We start from the raw sequence: 19,506 nt of genomic DNA, 5'->3' as shown, positions 1-19,506 counted from the left end.
GCCGCGAAGATCAGAGTGCCGGCAGCTCGCGTTGCGCTCCCCGCTATCACGCAAACTCCGGCGCGACAGCCTGATGCGCCTGCAGGCGGGCGCGTTCGCTGTTCGGCCAGAGCAGTGCCAGGCCGAGCAGGCCGGAGATCACCATGATCACCGCGTTGATGGTGAAGCCGGACATGTAGCCTTCGACCATGCTGCCCGAGGCCTGGATCATCTTGCCCATCACGACCGGCGCAATGATGCCCGCGAGCGTGTACAGCGCGCCGTAGATCGCCATGACCGCGCCGCGCTGCGCCACCGGTGTGAACTCACCGATCATCGGCGGACAGACGACGTAGATCGATCCGCACAAGCCCGATCCGACCACCAGCAACGCGATCCGCGGCGCCGCGCCGTCGACATGCGCCATCGCCGCCATCAGACCGCCGCCGATCACGAGCGGCGTGGCGCCGAGCACGCCGCGCGCCATGCGCGTGGAGAGGCCGCGCGCCATCAGCATCTGTGACACGAAGCCCGTGGTCAGCACGACGCAGGCGCCGAAGATCCAGGGCAGAATCGAGATGAAGCCGGCCTGCGCTTGCGAGAAACCGAGCCCCTTGACCAGGAATGGCGTGAACCAGGTCAGCCCGAGCGACAGCGCCCAATAGGCGCCGAAGGTCGCGGCGACGCAACCGACGAAGGTGCGCGACGTCAGCAGCTGCAGATAGGGCACGCGCTGCTCGCGCAAGGCGGCGGACTCGACCTCGGCCAGCGGCCCTTCCCGGCCAAGCCAAAGCCACGCCGCGCTCCACATCAGCCCGACCACGCCGAGCGCGCCGAAGGCATAGTGCCAGCCGTAGCTGACGATGATGAAGTTCAGCGCAGGCACGGCCAGAATCACGCCGAAGGCAGAGCCCTGCGAGAGGATCGCCGTGGGCATCGCCCGCTTCTCGTCGGGAAACCACTTGTAGACCGCGTGGACGGCGACCGACGCCGCGGGCCCTTCACCGGCGCCGAGGACGATCCGGCAGATCAGCAGCGTGGTGAAGCCGATGGTGCCGACCATCGGGAATTGCGCCACCGCCCAGATCAGCGCCAGCACCAACAGCACCCAGCGGGTCGGCACCTTGTTCACGACGAAGCCGACCACGATGGCGGAGATCGAGAACAGGAAGAAGAAGGACGAGCCGAGCAGGCCGAACTGCTCGGCGGTGAGATTGAGCTCGGTCATGATCGGGACGCCGGCGAGCCCGACGACGATCTTGTCGGCGAAGTTCACCAGCATGAACAGGAACAGCAGGAAGGTGATCTTCCAGGCGCCCTTCGGCGTCGGCGTGGTGCTTGCGCGGGATTTGCTCGTGAGCGTCATGGGCGCGGCCATCGTCCTTCCCCGTCGTCTGTTTTGATCCGCCTCTATCGTTCGGGCGTTTCGACAATGCTACCCATGATGCGGCTCCGCAGGCAACCGGCTTGACGGCTAAGTTATTGCTGCAACGCGAGAATCTGCCCTTCAAGGCTGCACGGCGACATGCGCGCAACCTGATCACGAGCGAACGGTCTTCACATCATGAGCTTTGCGAAGAACGAGCACGTGCTGTTCGCGTTGGCGCTTGATATGTTGTGATGCAACAACCTCAAGACATGCTCGTGCTCAGCGTTCGTCATCTCACCAAATCCTACCGATCCGGCGGCGAGCCGATCAAAGTCCTCCGCGGTGTCGACCTCGACGTGGCCCCCGGCGAGCGCGTGGCGCTGACCGGCGAATCCGGCTCCGGCAAGAGCACGCTGCTGCATCTCATTGCCGGTCTCGACGCCGCTGATGGTGGCGACATCCTGCTCGATGGCGCTGCCGTGGGTGCGCTCGACGATGCCGGCCGCGCCGCGATCCGGCGCGAGCGGCTCGGCCTCGTGTTCCAGCAGTTCAACCTGGTGCCGAGCCTGTCGGTGCAGGACAATCTCAGCTTCCAGGCGCGGCTCGCCGGGCGGCATGATCCAGCCTGGCACACCGAGCTGGTGGAGCGGCTCGGGTTGAAGCCGCTGCTCAAGCGCTATCCCGAGCAGCTCTCCGGTGGTCAGCAGCAACGCGTCGCGATCGGTCGCGCGCTGGCGATCAAGCCGGCGCTGCTGCTCGCGGACGAGCCGACCGGCAATCTCGACGAGGACACCGCCGACGAGGTGATGGCGCTGACGCGCGATCTCGTCGCGCGCACCGGCTGCGGCTTCCTGATGGTGACGCATAGCGCACGTCTCGCCGCGATGCTCGACCGCCATGTGCATCTGCATGCGGGCCGTGTCGCATGAGGCGCGTGCTGTGGATTCTCGCCGTGCTGCTCAGCCATTGGCGGCGGCATCCGATGCAACTCGCGACCCTGCTGATCGGCCTGATCTCGGCGACGGCGCTGTGGAGCGGCGTGCAGGCGCTGAACCAGCGGGCGCGCAGCTCCTATGATCGCGCCGCCGCGATCTTCGGCGGCGCGCGTACGCCGATGCTGGTTGCCAAGGACGGCAAGATGCTGCCGCAGAGCGTGTTCGCGCAACTGCGCCGCGCCGGCTGGCCGGTGTCGCCGGTCGTCGAAGGCCGCGTGCAGATCGACGGCCGCGCGATCCGGCTGCTCGGCATCGAGCCGTTCAGCATCCCCCGCGAAGTGGGCGATGCGCCGATGGTCGGGCGCAGCGAGCTCGAGGCGTTTCTCACCCCGCCTCATCGCACCTTGATTTCACCGGAGACGCTGGCGGACTTCGGATTGAAGGACGGCGCGACGCCGCGGCTCAGCAACGATGCCGTGATGCCGCCGCTGATGGCGCAGCAGCAGCTCGCGCCCGGCGTGCTCGTGGTCGACATCAGCGACGCGCAGCGGCTGCTCGACAAGCCCGGCCAGATCTCGCGACTCCTGGTCGGCAAGACGCCGGGCGCGCGAGAGCCATTGCAGAGCTTCGCCGGCGGCCGGCTGCAACTGGTCCAGCCCGAAGCCGAGACCGATCTGGAGCGGCTGACCGACAGCTTCCATCTCAATCTCACGGCGTTCGGCCTGTTGTCCTTCGTCGTCGGCCTGTTCATCGTCAACTCCGCCATCGGCCTCGCCTTCGAGCAGCGGCTGCCGGTGCTGCGCACCTTGCGCGCCTGCGGCGTGTCGGCGCGCCAGCTCAACGCCGTGCTGATCGGTGAACTCATCGCCTTCGCGCTGGTCGCCGGGTTCGTCGGCCTGGTCTGCGGCTATGTCATCGCAGCGACGCTGCTGCCCAACGTCGCCGCATCGCTGCGCGGCCTGTATGGCGCGCAGGTGCCGGGCGAACTGAGCTTGCGTCCGGAATGGTGGCTGGCCGGACTCGTGATCAGCGTCGCCGGCGCGTTGGCGGCCGCCACGACCAGCCTGATCAAGTCGATGCGGCTGCCGATCCTGTCGACCGCGCAGCCCTATGCGTGGCAGGAAGCACAGAGGCGCTGGCTGCGGCTGCAGAGCGCCGTCGCGCTCGCCTTCTTCGTCGCCGCCGGCCTGCTGCTGTGGCTCGGGCAATCGCTGCTCGCCGGCTTCGGCGTGCTCGCGGCGATGATGCTGGGCGCGGCGCTGCTGCTGCCGGCGATTCTCGAGCTCGTGTTGCGGCTCGGCGAACGCGGCGCGCGGGCGGCGCTGGCGCAATGGTTCTGGGCCGACAGCCGGCAGCAGATCTCGGGCCTGTCGCTGGCGCTGATGGCGCTGCTGCTGGCGCTCGCCGTCAATGTCGGCGTCGCGACCATGGTGGAGACGTTCAGCCGCACCTTCCTGGTCTGGCTCGACGGCCGGCTTGCGGCCGACGTCTACATCAGCGCCGCCGACGAGGCGCAGGCGCGCGAAATTCAAGGCTGGCTGCGGACGCGGCCCGAGGCGCAGGCCGTGCTGCCGGGCGGCCGCGCCGAGACGCAGTTGGCGGGTGCGCCGATCGACGTGCTCGGCCTGCCCGATCACGACACCTATCGCGAGCATTGGCCGCTGCTGCAGGCGGGACCGGACGCCTGGAAGCAGCTGGTGCGCGGCGATGCCGGCTTCGTCAGCGAGCAGCTGGCGCGACGGCTCAACCTCTCGCTCGGTGACAGCATCGACATTCCTGCGCCGACCGGCGACTGGCGCATCACGGTGGCCGGCATCTATGCCGACTACGGCAATCCGAAGGGGCAGGTCACCGTCAACGTCGCCGCGCTGACGCAGCGTTTCCCGGCGACGCCGATCACACGGATGGCCGTGCGCGCCGCTCCCGCCGACGTCCCCAAGCTGATCGCTGATCTCACCGACAAGTTCGGGCTCGACGGCCGCAACGTGATCGACCAGGCGACCGTGAAGCAGGAATCCAAGCAGATCTTCAACCGCACCTTTGCGGTGACCGGCGCGCTCAACACCTTCACGCTGGGCGTCGCCGCGATCGCGCTGCTGACGAGCCTGCTGACCTTGGCCAATTCACGGCTGCCGCAGCTTGCGCCGCTCTGGGCGATCGGTCTGACGCGGCGGCGGCTCGCCGAGGTCGAGCTGCTGAAGACCCTGTCGCTCGCGGGCCTCACCGCGCTGCTGGCCCTGCCGCTCGGGCTCGTCGTGGCGTGGTGCCTGATCGCAATCGTCAATGTGAAAGCGTTCGGCTGGCGGCTGCCGTTCGACGTGTTTCCGCTGCAGCTGATAAGGCTGTTGATCGTCACGCTCGTCGCCGCGCTCATCGCCTCGCTGCTCCCCGTGCTGCGGCTGGCGCGGATGCAGCCGGCACAATTGGTCAGGACCTTCACCATTGAGCGCTAGAGCCCTCCTCACGCGGCGCGGCCTGATCGGCGGGCTCGGCCTGCTGGCGCTGCCGCGGCTCGCGCAGGCGCAGGGCTTTGCGGGTCTCGCCGACAACGCCGACGGCTTCACGCCGGTGACGCCGGGCAAGAGCTTCAGCTTCCCGGCCGACCATGGGCCGCACGACGATTTCCGCATCGAATGGTGGTACATCACCGCCAATCTCAGCGACGCCGGCGGCAGGGCCTACGGCCTGCAATGGACGCTGTTCCGATCGGCGGCGCGGCCGGGGCCGCAAGCGCAAGGCTTCGACAATCAGCAGCTCTGGATGGCGCATGCCGCCGTCACCCGCGCCGACAGCCATCGCTCGACCGAGAAGTTCGCGCGTGGCGGCGTCGGCCAGGCCGGCGTCGAAGCCAAGCCGTTCCAGGCCTGGATCGATGATTGGCAGCTGCGCGGCTCGGCAGCGATCGACGATCAATCGCTGGCGCCGCTCGACATGAGCGCGAGCGCCGCCGATTTCTCCTATGCGCTGCATTTGGAGGCGGATCGTCCGGTGGTGCTGCAGGGCGTCGGCGGCTACAGCCGCAAGTCGGAGCGCGGCCAGGCATCCTACTACTACAGCCAGCCGTTCTACCGCGCGCGCGGGCGCATCAGTTTCGACGACAAGCCGGTCGAGGTGACCGGCATGGCTTGGCTCGACCGCGAATGGAGCAGCCAGCCGCTGGCCTCCGACCAGAGCGGCTGGGACTGGTTCGCGCTGCATTTTTCGGGCGGCGAGAAACTGATGCTGTACCGGATGCGCCAGGGCAATGGCGACTACACCTCGGGCACCTGGATCACGGCCGACGGCGCCGCGCGCCCGCTCGGCCCCGGCGACATCGCGATGACGCCGACGAACATTGTCGCAATCGGCGAGCGCAGGCTGCCGGTCGGCTGGCACGTCGAGATATCAGCACTTGGCATCGCGATCGACAGTGCGCCTCTCAATCCGAACGCCTGGATGGGCACCCGTGTGCCCTACTGGGAAGGACCGATCAGCTTCAAGGGCAGCCATAGCGGGGTAGGCTATCTGGAGCTGACGGGGTATTAGAAGCGCATACAAGGGGGGACCACGCATGTATCACTTCACCGCGCTCGTCACTGTGCTTGCGCTCATGCTGTATTTCTACATGGCCGTCCGCGTCGCGAAGGCGCGCGCCCGCTTCGGCGTGAAGGCTCCGGCCGTGACCGGCAATGCCGATTTCGAGCGCACCTATCGCGTGCAGGTGAACACGCTGGAATGGATGCCGATCTTCCTGCCGGCGCTGTGGCTGTTCGCGATCTATGTCAGCGACGCCATCGCGGCGTTGATCGGCCTTGTCTGGATCGTCGGACGCGCCCTGTACATGGTCTCCTACGCCAAGGCCGCGGAGAAGCGCGGCCCCGGCTTCGGCATCCAGGCGCTGGCCGCCTCCACCCTGCTCGTCGGCTCACTCGTCGCCATTCTCTGGCGGATGCTGCACGGCTGACAACCCAGACTTCCGCTGTCGTCCCGGCCTTGCGCCGGGACCCATAACCACCGGCGGGCGTTGCGCACGCCACTGTTAAACGCGCAGCGTGCCCCGTGACAGATCACGCGGTATGGGTCCCGGCGCAAGGCCGGGACGACACCTGTTGTGGAGCGGGCCTACTTCGTCAGCGGGCAGCCGCTCTCCTTGGGCGTGAAGAACGCCTTGTCGCCGGGCACGGTGGCGAGCAGCTTGTAGTAGTCCCAGGGCTTCTTCGATTCGGCCGGCGACTTGACCTCGAACAGGTACATGTCGTGGACCATGCGGCCGTTGGTCTGCACCTTTCCTTGCGCGAACGCGTCGTCGACCGGCAGCTCCTTCAGCTTCTTGGCCACGGCGTCTGAATCCTTGGTGCCTGCCGCCTTCACCGCCTTGAGATAGGACAGCGTCGCCGAATAGGTGCCGGCGTGGATCATGCTCGGCATGCGCCCCGTGCGCTTCATGAAGCGCTCACCGAAGGCGCGCGACTTGTCGTCGCGGTCCCAGTAGAAGCCCTCGGTCAGGATCAGCCCCTGAGCCGCCTCGAGCCCGAGGCCGTTGACTTCGGCCAGCGTCATCAGGAGCCCGGCGAGCTTCTGGCCGCCCTTGACGATACCGAACTCGGCCGCCTGCTTGATCGAGTTGGTGGTGTCGAGGCCGGCATTGGCGAGACCGATGATCTTGGCCTTGGAGCTCTGCGCTTGCAGCAGGAAGGACGAGAAGTCCGAGGAGTTCAGGGGAATGCGCACCGAACCCAGCACCTTGCCGCCCTTGGCAGTGACGATGTCGCTGGTGTCCTTTTCCAGCGCATAGCCGAACGCGTAGTCCGCGGTCAGGAAGAACCAGGTGTTGCCGCCGGCTTCGACCAGCGCGCCGCCGGTGCCGACCGCGAGCGCATGGGTGTCGAACGCCCAATGGAAGCCGTAGGGCGTGCAGGCATCACCGGTGATGCGCGAGGTCGCCGCGCCGACGACGATGTCGATCTTCTTCTTCTCGGCGGACAGCTCCTGCACCGCCAGCGCGACCGAAGAGGTCGTCAGCTCCGTGATCATGTCGACACCCTCGGTGTCGTACCAGCGCCGCGCGATGGACGACGCGAGATCCGGCTTGTTCTGGTGGTCGGCGGTGACCAGCTCGACCTTCTGGCCCAGCACCTCGCCGCCGAAATCCTCGATCGCCATCTTGGCGGCCTCGACGGAATATTTGCCGCCGTAATCGGCATAGACGCCGGACTGGTCGTTGAGAATGCCGATCTTGACCTGTGCCGAGGCCGGCGCTGCCGCGAACAACGCACCGACAGCAGCAAAGGCCAACAAGCGCGATTTCATATCATCTCTCCCGGAGTTTCTTGGTTTTGAGCCGTCATTCGCTTTGGAATGCCTTGGTCATGTTATGCCAGAACCCCGGCCGCGCCCATCCCTTCCCGCCTCAGCCAAAGGACGGAGACGACGGTTGATCAGCGTGGAACCCGTCCGCTAGACTGGCCGGCAAATAACAAGCTGCCGTCCCCCGAGGATGGTGCTGTGGGACGGAAACCGCCTGAGCACGTGACGCGAGCATCGTCCGCGCTTCGCCCTCTCTTCCTCCCGTGCACCCGAGCTTCCGCCGGACGGCAGCCGTGGGAGGAGCAGACATGTACACCGGCAGGCACGCGAGGCTGCGCCCGTTGCAGCCCGCCTTCATCATGGCCGCGACCGGCGAGGCGGTGACGTATCGCGAGCTGGAGGCGCGCTCGAACCGCCTGGCACATCTGTTCCGCAAGCGCGGCCTGAAGCGGCTCGATCACTATTCGATCTTCATGGAGAACAACAGCCGCTATCTCGAAGCCTGCGGCGCCGGCGAACGCTCCGGGCTCTATTTCACCTGCGTGAACTCCTACCTGACGCCCGGCGAGCTCGCCTACATCCTCAACAACAGCCAGTCCCGGCTGCTGATCACCTCGACCGCCAAGCTCGACATCGTGCGCGAGGCGCTGAAGGAGGCGCCCGGAATCGAGCTTTGCATCGTTGCCGACGCGCCGGGCGAGAGCGAGCGCATCATAGGCCTGCAAGAGGCCACGGCGGGCCTGCCGGATACGCCGGTCGAAGACGAAAGCGTCGGCACCGCGATGCTGTATTCCTCCGGCACGACAGGACGTCCGAAAGGCATCCTGCGTCCGCTGCCGGAGCAGCCGCCGGTGCAGCAGCTGCCGATCTTCGACTTTCTGGAGAAGCTGTGGCGCTGTCGCGAGGGCATGGTCTACCTGTCGCCGGCGCCGCTCTATCACTCGGCGCCGCAGGCGGCCGTCAACCTCGCCATCCGCTCCGGCGGCACCGTCATCATCATGGAGACGTTCGATCCCGAGCGCTATCTCCAGCTGGTCGAGCAATGGGGCATCACGCATAGCCAGCTCGTGCCCACGATGTTCTCGCGCATGCTGAAGCTGCCGCAGGAGATCCGCAGTCGCTACGACCTGTCCTCGCTGGAGGTCGCGATCCACGCCGCCGCGCCCTGCCCCGCGCAGGTCAAGGAGGACATGATCCGATGGTGGGGGCCGATCATCCACGAATATTACGGCGCCACCGAAGGCCTCGGTTTCACCGCCTGCGACAGCGAGCAATGGCTGTCGCATCGCGGCACCGTCGGCAAGGTGCTGTTCGGCGACCTGCATATCCTCGACGAGACCATGCAGCCGTGTCCCATCGGCACCGCCGGCACGGTGTGGTTCAAGACGGGATCGCCGTTCGAGTACTTCAACGACCCCGAGCGCACCAAGGAGGCGCGCTCGGCCGACGGCACGATGAGCACGGTCGGCGATGTCGGCTATGTCGATGCCGACGGCTATCTCTATCTCACCGATCGCGCGACGTTCATGATCATCTCCGGCGGAGTGAACATCTATCCGCAGGAATGCGAGAACCTCCTTATCACTCACCCGAAGGTCGCTGATGCCGCCGTGTTCGGCGTGCCCAATGCCGATCTCGGCGAGGAGGTGAAGGCGGTGATCCAGCCGATGCCGGGAATCACGCCGGGCCCGGCGCTGGAAGAGGAGCTGATCGCGTTCTGCCGGCAGTCGCTGTCGCGGCAGAAGGTGCCGCGCTCGATCGATTTCGAGAAGGAGCTGCCGCGGCTGCCGACCGGCAAACTCTACAAGCGCCTGCTGCGCGACCGCTATTGGGGCAACAAGACCTCGCGGATCGTGTAGGCCGGCGCGGCCGGCGTTGATCCTGGTCAAGCGCGCGCAGCGGCGCGTCGCTATGCTTCGTCAATTGCGACCGCAGCGATTTCGCGAGACACGACATGCGCGCTCATCAAATCATGACCAGGTCCGTGATCACGGTGACGCCGGGGACCCCGGTGGCCGAGGCAGCCCGGATCATGCTGCGCAACCACATCGGCGGCCTGCCCGTGGTCGACGCCTCCGGCCGGCTTGTCGGCATGGTCACCGATGGCGATTTCCTGCGCCGCGCCGAGCTCGGCACCGAGCGCAAGCAGGGCCGCTGGCTCGACCTGCTGGTCGGGCGCGGCCGCATCGCCGCCGACTTCGTCCATTCCCACGGCCGCACGGTCGGCGACATCATGAGCCGGCCTGCGGTGACCGTCGGCACGGATGCCAGCCTGGCCGAACTCGCCGAGATCATGGAGAAGCGCAGCATCAAGCGGCTGCCGGTCATGAATGGTGACCAGCTGGCCGGCATGGTGACGCACACGGATTTCGTCCAGACCCTGGCCGATCTCGCCAACGCCGTGCCGGCGCCCAGCCGCGATGACGACGCGATCCGCAGCGCCATCCTCGATGCCCTCGACCACGCCGCCTGCAAGCACTGCCGCTTCAACGTCGTCGTCCGCAACGGCGTCGCGCATCTCACCGGCGCGGTGCACGATGACAAGGAACGGGCCACGGCGATCGTGGCGGCCAAGAGCGTGCAGGGTGTCCGGGACGTCCGCGACCACATGTGGGTCTACCCGCCCCCGGAAGAGGAACTGGGCGGCGGCGACATCGTTTCGCTGCAGGAGCAGCCCTCGACGGACGACGACCAGCCGCTGTGAGGAGTCCTTGCCGTGCGCCCGCTCCTGGCCATATCGCTGTTGCTGCTCTTGCCCCTGACACCGGCGGCGGCTGATGATCTCGACCATGGCCGCCGGCTCGCGGAACGCTGGTGCGCCGAGTGCCATGTGGTCGGCGCCGAGACGCCGCGATTCCGTCGCGCCCGGCCGTTCATGGCCATCGCCGCCAAGGAAGGCCTGACCCGGGAGATGCTGGTGAAGTTTCTGCTGCTTCCGCACGCCACGATGGCGAACAGCCCCCTGAGCGCCGCCGACGCCAACGATCTGGCCGGCTACATCCTCAGTCTGGGGAGGTGATCGGTCGCATCTCGAGCACGCTGATCGACGGCCCTGTACGCCGCACCCGGTACGTGGATGCGCCGTGGAGAGCCTCCGCCGTCTTCCGCGCGATCCTTTGGAACAAAACCGTCAAGTCGACGTTTCGTGTACTCGCCGCCGTGAGCTGGAGCACGTCGCACGACCCGTCGCGGTGTGCCGACGGCGGGGCTCCTTGTCCTCGTTGCCGAAAAAGCCAACAACAAGCAGCGAACGAGATAGAACTTGCATTCGCACACAAACGAGTTGGTAATCCGGTGCGCGGCATCTTCTCTGCCGAACTGCTAGCAAGGAGCGTGCGACGTGCACGGAATGCCCGGCGCCCCCCACGTGACCGATGACGATACGGCCTATCTCGCCGCGATCGTGAACGCGTCGGCCGACGCGATCTTCGGCACGACCACGGACGGAATCATTCGCAGCTGGAATACGGCGTGCGAACGGATGTTGGGCTACAGCGCCGAAGAGATGATCGGACAGTCGATTCTGGACATCGTGCCTGCCGAGCTGAAGCATGAGGCATTGGCGATCCGCGATCGCGTCAGCAGCGGCGATCCGGTCGAGAGCTTCGAAACGGTGCGGCTGGCCAAGGACGGCCGTCCGATCGAAGTCGCCATCACCTACTCGCCGATCCGTGACGGGCACGGCCAGGTCATCGGCGTTTCCGGGATCATGCGCGACGTCACCACGATCAAGGCGGCGCAGCGCAGCGCGGCGATGCTCGCCGCGATCGTCGCCTCATCGTCGGACGGCGTCGTCAGCAAGACGCTGGACGGCACCGTCACCAGCTGGAACAAGAGCGCCGAGCGCATCTTCGGCTTCTCGGAAGCCGAGATGATCAACCGCTCGATCCGCACGATCATTCCCGGGGAGCGCCAGGCCGAGGAGGACCGCATCCTCGCCACCGTCGTGTCGGGCGAGATGATCGACAATTTCGAGACGGTCCGCCTGCGCAAGGACGGCGCGCTGATCGATGTCTCGGTGACGGTCTCGCCGGTGCGTGATTCCGCCGGCCGCATCATCGGCGCGTCGAAGATCGTGCGCGACATCACCGACAAGCGCCAGACGCGGGAACAGCTGCGCACCCTGCTCGCCGAGGTGAATCATCGCAGCAAGAACATGCTGTCGCTGGTGCAGGCCATCGCGCGGCAGATGACGCGGCATGGCCGGCAGCTCGATCTGAACCGCTTTCTCGAGCGGCTCCAGGCCATCGCTGGCAACCAGGATCTGCTGATCCAGAACGACTGGCGCTTCATTCCGATCGCCGACCTCGTGCGCTCGCAACTCGGCGCCTTCCGCGACCTAATCGGCAACCGCATCGCCATCGCGGGGCCGCAGATCGAGCTGACGCCGGAGGCCGCTCAGGCGATCGGCATGGCTGTGCATGAGCTCGCCACCAACGCTGCAAAATACGGCGCGCTGTCGGGCGACGAAGGACGGATCGCCCTCAGCTGGTCTTGCGACGGCGACGATTTCGACATGAGCTGGCGCGAGAGTGGCGGACCACCGGTCACTGTCCCCGAGCATAGGGGCTTTGGCAGCCGCGTGATCTCGGACATGGTCCGTGCCGGGCTCGACGGGGAGGTGGAGGTCGACTTCGCACCAACTGGACTACGCTGGCACTTGCGGTGCCCCCTGCAACGCCTCAGCCGCAGCAGCAACTATGCCCGTCGCTGACAAGATCAACGTTCTGATCGTCGAGGACGATCCCATGATCGGCTTCGATCTGTCCATCGAGCTCGAGGAAGCAGGCTTTGCCATCGTCGGCGTGGCGCCCACGGTGAGCAAGGCGCTGCATCTGCTGCAGCGTCACCGCTGCGATCTCGCCGTCCTCGACGTCAATCTCGGTCTTGAGACCTCGGCCCCGATCGCGCGCGCGCTCAGCGCTGCCGGCGTCCCCTTCGTCGCCGTCACCGGCTATTCCCTCGACCAATGCCCGGAAGAATTCGCCACCGCCCCGCTGCTATCGAAGCCGTTTCAGACATCGCGGCTGGTTGCAACGCTACGGCGGCAACTGCCGCGGTGAGGCTGTGGCGCAGTGAGCGCACTGAGGCGTGGCGGCAGCTGCGGACGGCGCTTGTGTGTGGTGTCGACCTACGACTCCGATAAACCTCCGACGTGGCTATGTGAGTGCCATGCCCCTCACCCGGATTGCTGCGCAATCCGACCTCTCCCCGCAAAGAGCGGGGAGAGGTTGCACCGCCAATGCCGAAAGAGATTGCCTCAATGATTTAGGCTCGGATCGTCAACACAACACGAGCCATTCGCCACAAAGTCGGTGCGCTCCCTCGCCCCGTTCTTACCGGGAGAGGGTCGGGGTGAGGGGCAGCCGCACGGGAAGTCTATGTGTCAGGGCCTCATGACCTTGCCCAACGACAATGCGCCCCGGCCAGCTACTCACCCCCGATCTCCACCACGATCCGTCCCGTCGTCACCTGATCGCCCTCGGCAACCTCGATCGCGCTCACCGTGCCGGCGAGGCCGGCCGTGTGGACATGCTCCATCTTCATCGCTTCCAGCGTCACGACCGGCTGCCCCAGTGCGACGCGATCGCCCGGCCTGACCAGCACCGCGACGACGCGGCCGTTCAACGCGGCGCGAACCTTGCCGTCGCCGCCGGCGGCCGCGGTGGAGTGCGGCGCTGCCAGCGTGAGGTCACGCAGCCCCAGCACCCGGCCACGATGCTGCACGAACAGGCGATCACCGTCGCGCACGAAGCGGGCGCCGTCGATGATGTCGGCGCGGCGGATGCGGATCGTGTCACCATCCATCCAGACGATCTCGCAGCGCTGCTCGGCACCGCCCTGCATCACGCGGTAGCTGCCGTCGCGTTCGCGCAGCAGCTCGCAGTCGCACACCTCGCCGTCGAGTTCGAAGCGAAGCGGCGTCGCAAAGGCGGCCGCGAGCGAGCGTCCCCGGCGGACGGGATGCGCAAGCGGATGGCTGACGGAAAGCAGCAGGGCAGCAAGCGCCACATCGCCGGCAGTCGCCGGAGGTGGGCGCAGTTCGTCACGATGCGCCGCGATGAAGCCGGTGGTCGCCTTGCCGGCGGCAAAGGCCGGATGCCGCAGGCATGACAGCAGGAACGATTGATTTGTTGCGACACCCAGCGCAACCGTCTGCTCCAGCCCGGCGATCAGCCTCGCCCGCGCCTCCTCGCGGGTCGCGCCGTGACTGATCAGCTTGGCGATCATCGAGTCGTAATAGGGCGGTACCTCCGCTGCCGACTCCAGCGCATGCTCGACACGAATCGCATCCGGCATCTGCCACAGCGCCATCCGCCCGGACTGCGGCATGAAGTCCTGCGCGGCGTCCTCCGAGCACAGCCGAACCTCGATGGCGTGGCCGGTGAAGCTGATCTGCTCCTGGCGCAGCGGCAGCGGCTCGCCGGCGGCCACACGGAGCTGCCATTCGACGAGGTCGAGCCCGGTCAGCGCCTCGGTGACGGGATGCTCGACCTGCAGCCGCGTGTTCATTTCCATGAAGTAGAACTGGCCATCTCCGTCGAGCAGAAATTCCAAGGTGCCGGCGCCTTCGTAACCCAGCGCCTTCACGGCCTGCACCGCGACCGCGCCCATGCGCGCGCGCAGCTCCGCGTTGACGGCCGGCGACGGAGCCTCCTCGATCAGCTTCTGGTGCCGCCGCTGCACCGAGCAGTCGCGCTCGCCGAGATGCACGGCGTTGCCACTGCTGTCGCCGAACACCTGGATCTCGATGTGGCGCGGGTTGGCGATCGCCTTCTCCAGGATGACGGTGCCGTCTCCGAACGCCGCAGCGGCCTCCGAGCGCGCGCTGCGCAGCAGATCCGGGAATGCATCGGCATCGCTCACGAGCCGCATGCCGCGACCACCGCCACCTGCGACCGCCTTGATCATCACGGGAAAGCCGATGCGCCGGGCTTCGCGCAGCATCGCCTCGTCGCCCTGGTCCTCGCCCTGATAGCCGGGCACGCAGGGCACGCCGGCGCGTTGCATGATCGCCTTGGCACCGGCCTTGTTGCCCATCGCCTGGATCGCTTCGGGCGATGGTCCGATGAAGACGAGACCGGCCTCCTTGCAGGCCTGTGCGAAATCCTCGTTCTCCGCGAGGAAGCCGTAGCCGGGATGCACGGCATCCGCGCCGGTCGCCTTGGCCGCGACAATGATCGCGGGAATGTCGAGATAGGATTGCGCAGGCGGCGGCGCGCCGATGCGGACAGCCTGGTCGGCGAGCCGCACATGAGGCGCGCCGGCGTCGGCGTCGGAATAGACCGCCACCACGCCGTAACCGAGCCGGCGCGCAGTGCGCATCACGCGCAGCGCGATCTCGCCGCGATTGGCGATCAGCACCTTGTGGAACGGCCTGCGCGACATCGTCTGCTCTCCGCTCATGGCTTCGGTCACGGCTTCGGTCATGGCCTGGCCACCGAGAACTGCATCCGCTGCGGCTCGCGCGCCTCGGCCTCGCGGCAGATCGAAAGCACCTCGGACAGCACCGCCCGGGTGTCGCGCGGATCGATGACGCCGTCGTCGAGGACGCGCGCGGAGGTCGCGAACACGTCCATCTGGCTGTCGAACACGCCGATGATCTGCGCCTTCATCGCCTCCAACTTCTCGCGCTCCACCGGCTTGCCGCGGCGCGCCGCGGCGGCCTCGGTGACGATCGCCATCGTCTCGGCGGCCTGCTCGCCGCCCATCACGGCGGTCTTGGCGTTCGGCCAGGAGAAGCAGAAGCGCGGATGGAAGCCGCGGCCGCACATGCCGTAATTGCCGGCGCCGAATGAGGCGCCGCAATAGATCGTGATCTGCGGCACGGTCGCCGAGGTCACCGCCTGGATCATCTTGGAGCCGTGCTTGATCATGCCGGCCTCCTCATAGGCGCGGCCGACCATGTAGCCGGTGGTGTTGTTGAGATAGAGGATCGGCGTGCGGCTCTGGCAGCAGGCCTGGATGAAATGCGTCGCCTTGTTGGCGCCGGCCGGATCGAGCGGGCCGTTGTTGGTGACGATGCCGATCGCCTGGCCCTCGATGCGGGCGTGGCCGCAGACGGTGGCCGGGCCGTAGCTCGGCGACATCTCGACGAAGTCGCTGTCGTCGACGATCCGCGCGATCACCTGGCGCATGTCGACGGGGCGCTTGTGATCGAGCGGCATGATGCCGAGCAGCTCCTCCTGGTCATAGCGCGGCGGCTTCGCCGGCGACGCCACATGCGAGGGCCGGTCCCAGTTCAGCTTGCCCATGATCTCGCGTGCGATGCGCAGGGCATCGCGGTCGTCCTCGGCGAGGTAGTCGCCCAGTCCGGAGATCGCGGTGTGCATCTCGGCGCCGCCGAGTTCCTCCTCGGTCGCGATCTCGCCGGTGGCAGCCTTCAGCAGCGGCGGCCCGGCGAGGAACGCGCGGGTGCGGCCGCGGACCATGACGATGTAGTCCGACAGGCCGGTCTGGTAGGCGCCGCCGGCAGTCGACGAGCCGTGCGTGACCGTGACCACGGGCAGGCCCGCCGCCGACAGCCGCGCCAAGTTGCGAAAGATGTTGCCGCCGCGGACGAAGTCCTCGACGCGGTAGCGCAACAGGTTGGCGCCGGCGCTCTCGACCAGTTGCACATAGGGCAGCTTGTTCTCCAGCGCCAACTCCTGCACCCGCAAGGTCTTGTCTAGGCCGTAGGGTTGCAGCGCGCCGGCATCGATGGCGGCGTCGTTCGCCGAGACCATGCAGCGCACGCCGGAGACGAAGCCGATGCCGGCGATGACGCCGCCGCCCGGCACGCTCTTGGCCGGATCCGGCGTATCGAACATGTAGCCGGCAAGCGTCGACAGCTCCAGGAACGGCGCGCCGGGATCGAGCACCAGCGCCACCCGCTCGCGCGGCAGCAGCTGGCCGCGCTGATGGAAGCGATCCTTCGCCGCCGCCGACGCATTGCGCGTCCGCGCCTCGAGATCGCGCATCCGCGCGATCAGCCCGAGCATGCCGTCACGGTTGGCCTGGAACGCGGCGCCGGTGGGAGAGATGGTGTTGTCGATGATGGCCATAAGCGAACGATCTCTTCGTTATTCGTCATTCCCGGGCGCGCGAAGCGCGAGCCCGGAATCCATAACCACGACCGGGAGTATGGATTCCGGGGCCGGCCCTCCGCGCAAACCAGCTTTGCTGGTTTGTCGCGCGGGCCATCCCGGAATGACGCCGGACGTCAACGGACGACTCACGCGCTGTTCGCAGCAAAATGCTCGCCATAGGCCTGGCGCAGCTCGACCTTGCGCAGCTTGCCGGTGGCGGTCATCGGCATTTCCTCGAGCACGCGCACCAGCTTCGGCACCTGGAAGCCGCCGAGCGATTTGCGGCAATGCTCCAGCAGCTCGCTCTCGCTCGCGTCAGCGCCTGGCTTCAGCTTGACGAAGGCCGAGACAGCCTCGCCCCATTGCGGATGCGGCAGGCCGACGACGGCGGCGTTCTGCACCGCCGGATGCGCCAGCAAGGTCTCCTCGATCTTGACCGAGGCGACATTCTCGCCGCCGGACTTGATCATGTCCTTCTTACGGTCGAGGAACAGCACCTCGCCGTTGTCGATGACGGCAAGATCGCCGGTATGGTGCCAGCCGAACTTGCGGGCGTCCTCGGTCGATTTCGGATCCTTGTAGTAGCCCATCATCACATTGGGTCCGCGATGCACGAGTTCGCCGATCTCGCCCGGAGGCAGCAGATTGCCGGCGTCATCCATGATGGCGGTCTCGTTCACGAACAGCGACTCGCCCCAGTAATTGCCGAACCTGTTCAGCTGCACCTCGGGCCGCGACATCGTCGTCGCCGGATACATCTCGGTCTGGCCGCTGGTCAGCACGAAGTTCGGGCACAGCTCCTTGATCGCCCGCTCCAGCAAAGGCCGGCTCATCGGCGCCATGGTGTAGAGGCAGGTGCGCAGATGCGACAGATCGAACTCCTTGCGCCTGGGGTGATCGAGGATCGCCTGATACATCAGCGGCAGGCCCACGAACACGGTGAGGCGATCGCGTACGATCGCCTCCATGCAGGCGACCGGATCGAAGCCGCGCATCAGCGCCATGCGGCCGCCGACCGAGAGATAGCTCAAGAGCAGCACATGGCCGGCGCAGTGGAACAGCGGAAACTGCCCGGTGATGCCGTCGTCGCGCGACAGCTGCATCTCGATGCAATTGCTCATCACGGCCATGACGACAGCGAGATGGCAGTGCATCGCGCCCTTCGGCCGCGACGTCGTGCCGGACGTGTAGATGATCATCGCGAGATCGCGATCGTGGATCTCGATCTCCGGCTCGACGTCGGAGCAGCCTTGGATCAGGTCATTGAAGCTCGCGAGCCCGGCAGCTTTCGCCGTGCCGATGAGGTCGACGGCGACCAGCGCGACACCGCGCTTCTCCAGCACCGCGCGGCGCTCCGGCTGCGCGTAAAGATTGTCATCGATGATCGCGAAACGTACCTCGGCATGGCCGAGGATGTAATCCATATCGATTGGTCCGAGCATTGTGTTGATCGGCACCCAGACCAGCCCGGCGCGATGGATACCGAACAGCGCTTTGACGAAATCGATCGAATTGTTGCAGACCGTGGAGATCTTCTCGCCCGGCTTCAGCCCCTTGGCAACGAGATAGTTCGCGAACCGGTTGGCGTCGCGCTCGAGCTCGGTGAAGGTGACCTGTCGGCTGCCATCGGTGATCGCAACGCGTTCCGGGAACCGGCGCGCGGCACGCCTCAGGAGATCGCCGATCGCGACCCGGCCGATGCGGCCCGGCCCGGCTACGCCGCCGGTGGCGTCGAGGTAGGTCATCTTCATCCTCATGCTCGTCATTCCGGGGCGCGACGCAGTCGCGAACCCGGAATCCAGAGATTGCCTTGCGAGATTCCGGGTTCGCGCTCACGCGCGCCCCGGAATGACGGTGACTGGTGTTCAGTTCACCGTGCCGAACATCTGCCGCGCCTCGGCGGGGCTCGCGATGTCGCGGCCGGCCCGCCGTGCGCAGGCGGCGATCGCCTCGATCAGCTGGCCGTTCGAGGTCACCTTGGCGCCATCAGCGAGATAGAACGTATCCTCCAGCCCGGTGCGCAGATGACCGCCGAGCTCGGCGCAGCGCTGGTGCAGCGGCCAGATCTCGGCACGGCCGATCGCCGTGACCTGCCAGTTCGCCTCCGGCAGCTTCAGCTTGAGCAGGATCGGCAGCAGCTCGGGATCCGCCGGCATGCCCGAGGCCACGCCCATCACGAAGTTGTATTCGAGCGGCCCCGCATACATGCCGGTCTGGCGATACATGCCGACGCAGCGCACGATGCCGACGTCGAAGCACTCGAACTCCGGGATCGTGTTCACGCCCTTCATGACGGCGAGATAATCCCCGATCTTCTCCACCGAATTGTCGAACATCATCGGCGGCCAGGCCCAGCTGTTGTCGGCCTTGACTTTGAGGTAGTTCAGCGAGCCGGCATTGCAGGCCGCGATCTCCGGCCGGGTCTCCCGGATGCAGTCGAGCGCGCCCTGATAGTTTGGGCCCGACACGCCCGAGGTGTGATTGATGATGACGCCGGGGCAGGCCTCGCGGATCGCCTGCTGGATCTCGCGCGAGACGTTCACCTCCCAGGACGGCAGGTGGCCCTTGCCCGGCGCCTGCTGGCGCAGATGGATGTGCATGATCGCCGCCCCCGCGTCATAGGCGCGGCGCGCCTCGCGCGCCATCTCCTCCGGAGTGACCGGCACGTGATGCTGCCTGGGGTCGGTAAGCACGCCGTTCAGCGCGCAGGTGATGACGGCTTTGTCGCTCATGGCAGTGCTGGCACTCGTTCGATGAAGGCCTGCGCGCAAGCAGCGCTGTGCAGATGTCGGCCCATATGATGATGTCGCGGCGTCATCTGCTTGCGTTGACTCGCTGGTTGGAACGGCGCTTTCCCGTTATTGCTTTG

15 protein-coding genes are annotated in these 19,506 nt (G+C 66.7%); 9 read left to right on the top strand and 6 right to left on the bottom strand.

The genetic code is table 11. From position 1 onward, the window contains the following. Positions 1-46: 46 nt before the first annotated feature. On the bottom strand, positions 47-1,357 hold the full coding sequence (locus NLR35_RS26815; protein WP_257169539.1) for an MFS transporter: 1,311 nt from the start codon (positions 1,355-1,357) through the stop codon (positions 47-49). Positions 1,358-1,617: 260 nt separating this feature from the next. Here NLR35_RS26815 and NLR35_RS26810 point away from each other — a divergent pair, with 260 nt between their 5' ends. Genes NLR35_RS26810 through NLR35_RS26795 form a run of 4 tightly spaced genes read left to right on the top strand, consistent with a single transcriptional unit; the run spans position 1,618 to position 6,226 of the window. Next, positions 1,618-2,277 carry an ABC transporter ATP-binding protein gene (locus NLR35_RS26810; protein WP_257169598.1) on the top strand — a complete coding sequence of 220 codons (660 nt, stop codon included), beginning with the start codon at positions 1,618-1,620 and terminating at the stop codon, positions 2,275-2,277. Beyond that, positions 2,274-4,736 (top strand): FtsX-like permease family protein, encoded by a 2,463-nt coding sequence (locus NLR35_RS26805; protein WP_257169538.1) that lies wholly within the window; start codon positions 2,274-2,276, stop codon positions 4,734-4,736. The genes NLR35_RS26810 and NLR35_RS26805 overlap by 4 nt, the downstream gene beginning before the upstream one ends. Next, positions 4,726-5,808 (top strand): lipocalin-like domain-containing protein, encoded by a 1,083-nt coding sequence (locus tag NLR35_RS26800; RefSeq protein WP_257169537.1) that lies wholly within the window; start codon positions 4,726-4,728, stop codon positions 5,806-5,808. The genes NLR35_RS26805 and NLR35_RS26800 overlap by 11 nt, the downstream gene beginning before the upstream one ends. Positions 5,809-5,833: 25 nt before the next feature. Beyond that, a complete protein-coding gene (locus NLR35_RS26795; RefSeq protein WP_257169536.1) occupies positions 5,834-6,226 on the top strand; it encodes an MAPEG family protein in 393 nt (130 codons plus the stop codon). A 158-nt stretch (positions 6,227-6,384) separates the two neighbouring features. Here NLR35_RS26795 and NLR35_RS26790 read toward each other — a convergent pair whose 3' ends face one another. Then, positions 6,385-7,572 carry an ABC transporter substrate-binding protein gene (locus tag NLR35_RS26790; protein ID WP_257169535.1) on the bottom strand — a complete coding sequence of 396 codons (1,188 nt, stop codon included), beginning with the start codon at positions 7,570-7,572 and terminating at the stop codon, positions 6,385-6,387. 305 nt (positions 7,573-7,877) lie between these two features. Here NLR35_RS26790 and NLR35_RS26785 point away from each other — a divergent pair, with 305 nt between their 5' ends. The 5 genes from NLR35_RS26785 to NLR35_RS26765 all read left to right on the top strand — a co-directional run bounded on the left by NLR35_RS26785 (position 7,878) and on the right by NLR35_RS26765 (position 12,632). After that, positions 7,878-9,428 (top strand): AMP-binding protein, encoded by a 1,551-nt coding sequence (locus NLR35_RS26785; RefSeq protein ID WP_257169534.1) that lies wholly within the window; start codon positions 7,878-7,880, stop codon positions 9,426-9,428. A 95-nt stretch (positions 9,429-9,523) separates the two neighbouring features. Further along, complete coding sequence (locus NLR35_RS26780; protein ID WP_257169533.1) at positions 9,524-10,273, top strand: CBS domain-containing protein; 750 nt, start codon at positions 9,524-9,526, stop codon at positions 10,271-10,273. Between the two features lie 12 nt (positions 10,274-10,285). Then, entirely contained in the window at positions 10,286-10,588 is a 303-nt protein-coding gene (locus NLR35_RS26775) for a cytochrome c (protein ID WP_257169532.1), read from the top strand. A 321-nt stretch (positions 10,589-10,909) separates the two neighbouring features. Further along, the gene (locus NLR35_RS26770; protein ID WP_257169531.1) at positions 10,910-12,283 is read left to right on the top strand and encodes a PAS domain S-box protein; all 1,374 of its coding nucleotides are present in this window, start codon (positions 10,910-10,912) and stop codon (positions 12,281-12,283) included. Next, positions 12,270-12,632 (top strand): response regulator, encoded by a 363-nt coding sequence (locus NLR35_RS26765; RefSeq protein ID WP_257169530.1) that lies wholly within the window; start codon positions 12,270-12,272, stop codon positions 12,630-12,632. The genes NLR35_RS26770 and NLR35_RS26765 overlap by 14 nt, the downstream gene beginning before the upstream one ends. Positions 12,633-12,999: 367 nt before the next feature. Here NLR35_RS26765 and NLR35_RS26760 read toward each other — a convergent pair whose 3' ends face one another. The 4 genes from NLR35_RS26760 to NLR35_RS26745 form a co-directional block, all read right to left on the bottom strand. Next, positions 13,000-14,958, bottom strand: a complete 1,959-nt coding sequence (locus tag NLR35_RS26760) for an acetyl-CoA carboxylase biotin carboxylase subunit (RefSeq protein WP_257169597.1) — start codon at positions 14,956-14,958, stop codon at positions 13,000-13,002. Positions 14,959-14,996: 38 nt separating this feature from the next. Further along, positions 14,997-16,613 (bottom strand): acyl-CoA carboxylase subunit beta, encoded by a 1,617-nt coding sequence (locus NLR35_RS26755; protein WP_257169529.1) that lies wholly within the window; start codon positions 16,611-16,613, stop codon positions 14,997-14,999. 170 nt (positions 16,614-16,783) lie between these two features. Beyond that, entirely contained in the window at positions 16,784-18,382 is a 1,599-nt protein-coding gene (locus NLR35_RS26750) for an AMP-binding protein (RefSeq protein ID WP_257169596.1), read from the bottom strand. 120 nt (positions 18,383-18,502) lie between these two features. Further along, positions 18,503-19,369 carry a 3-keto-5-aminohexanoate cleavage protein gene (locus NLR35_RS26745; protein WP_257169528.1) on the bottom strand — a complete coding sequence of 289 codons (867 nt, stop codon included), beginning with the start codon at positions 19,367-19,369 and terminating at the stop codon, positions 18,503-18,505. Positions 19,370-19,506 lie beyond the last annotated feature (137 nt).

The organism is Bradyrhizobium sp. SRS-191 (assembly GCF_024586915.1).
Taxonomy (GTDB): domain Bacteria; phylum Pseudomonadota; class Alphaproteobacteria; order Rhizobiales; family Xanthobacteraceae; genus Bradyrhizobium.
Note: the sequence above shows the minus strand (reverse complement) of the source record. Positions and strands in the feature narration are given on the sequence as shown.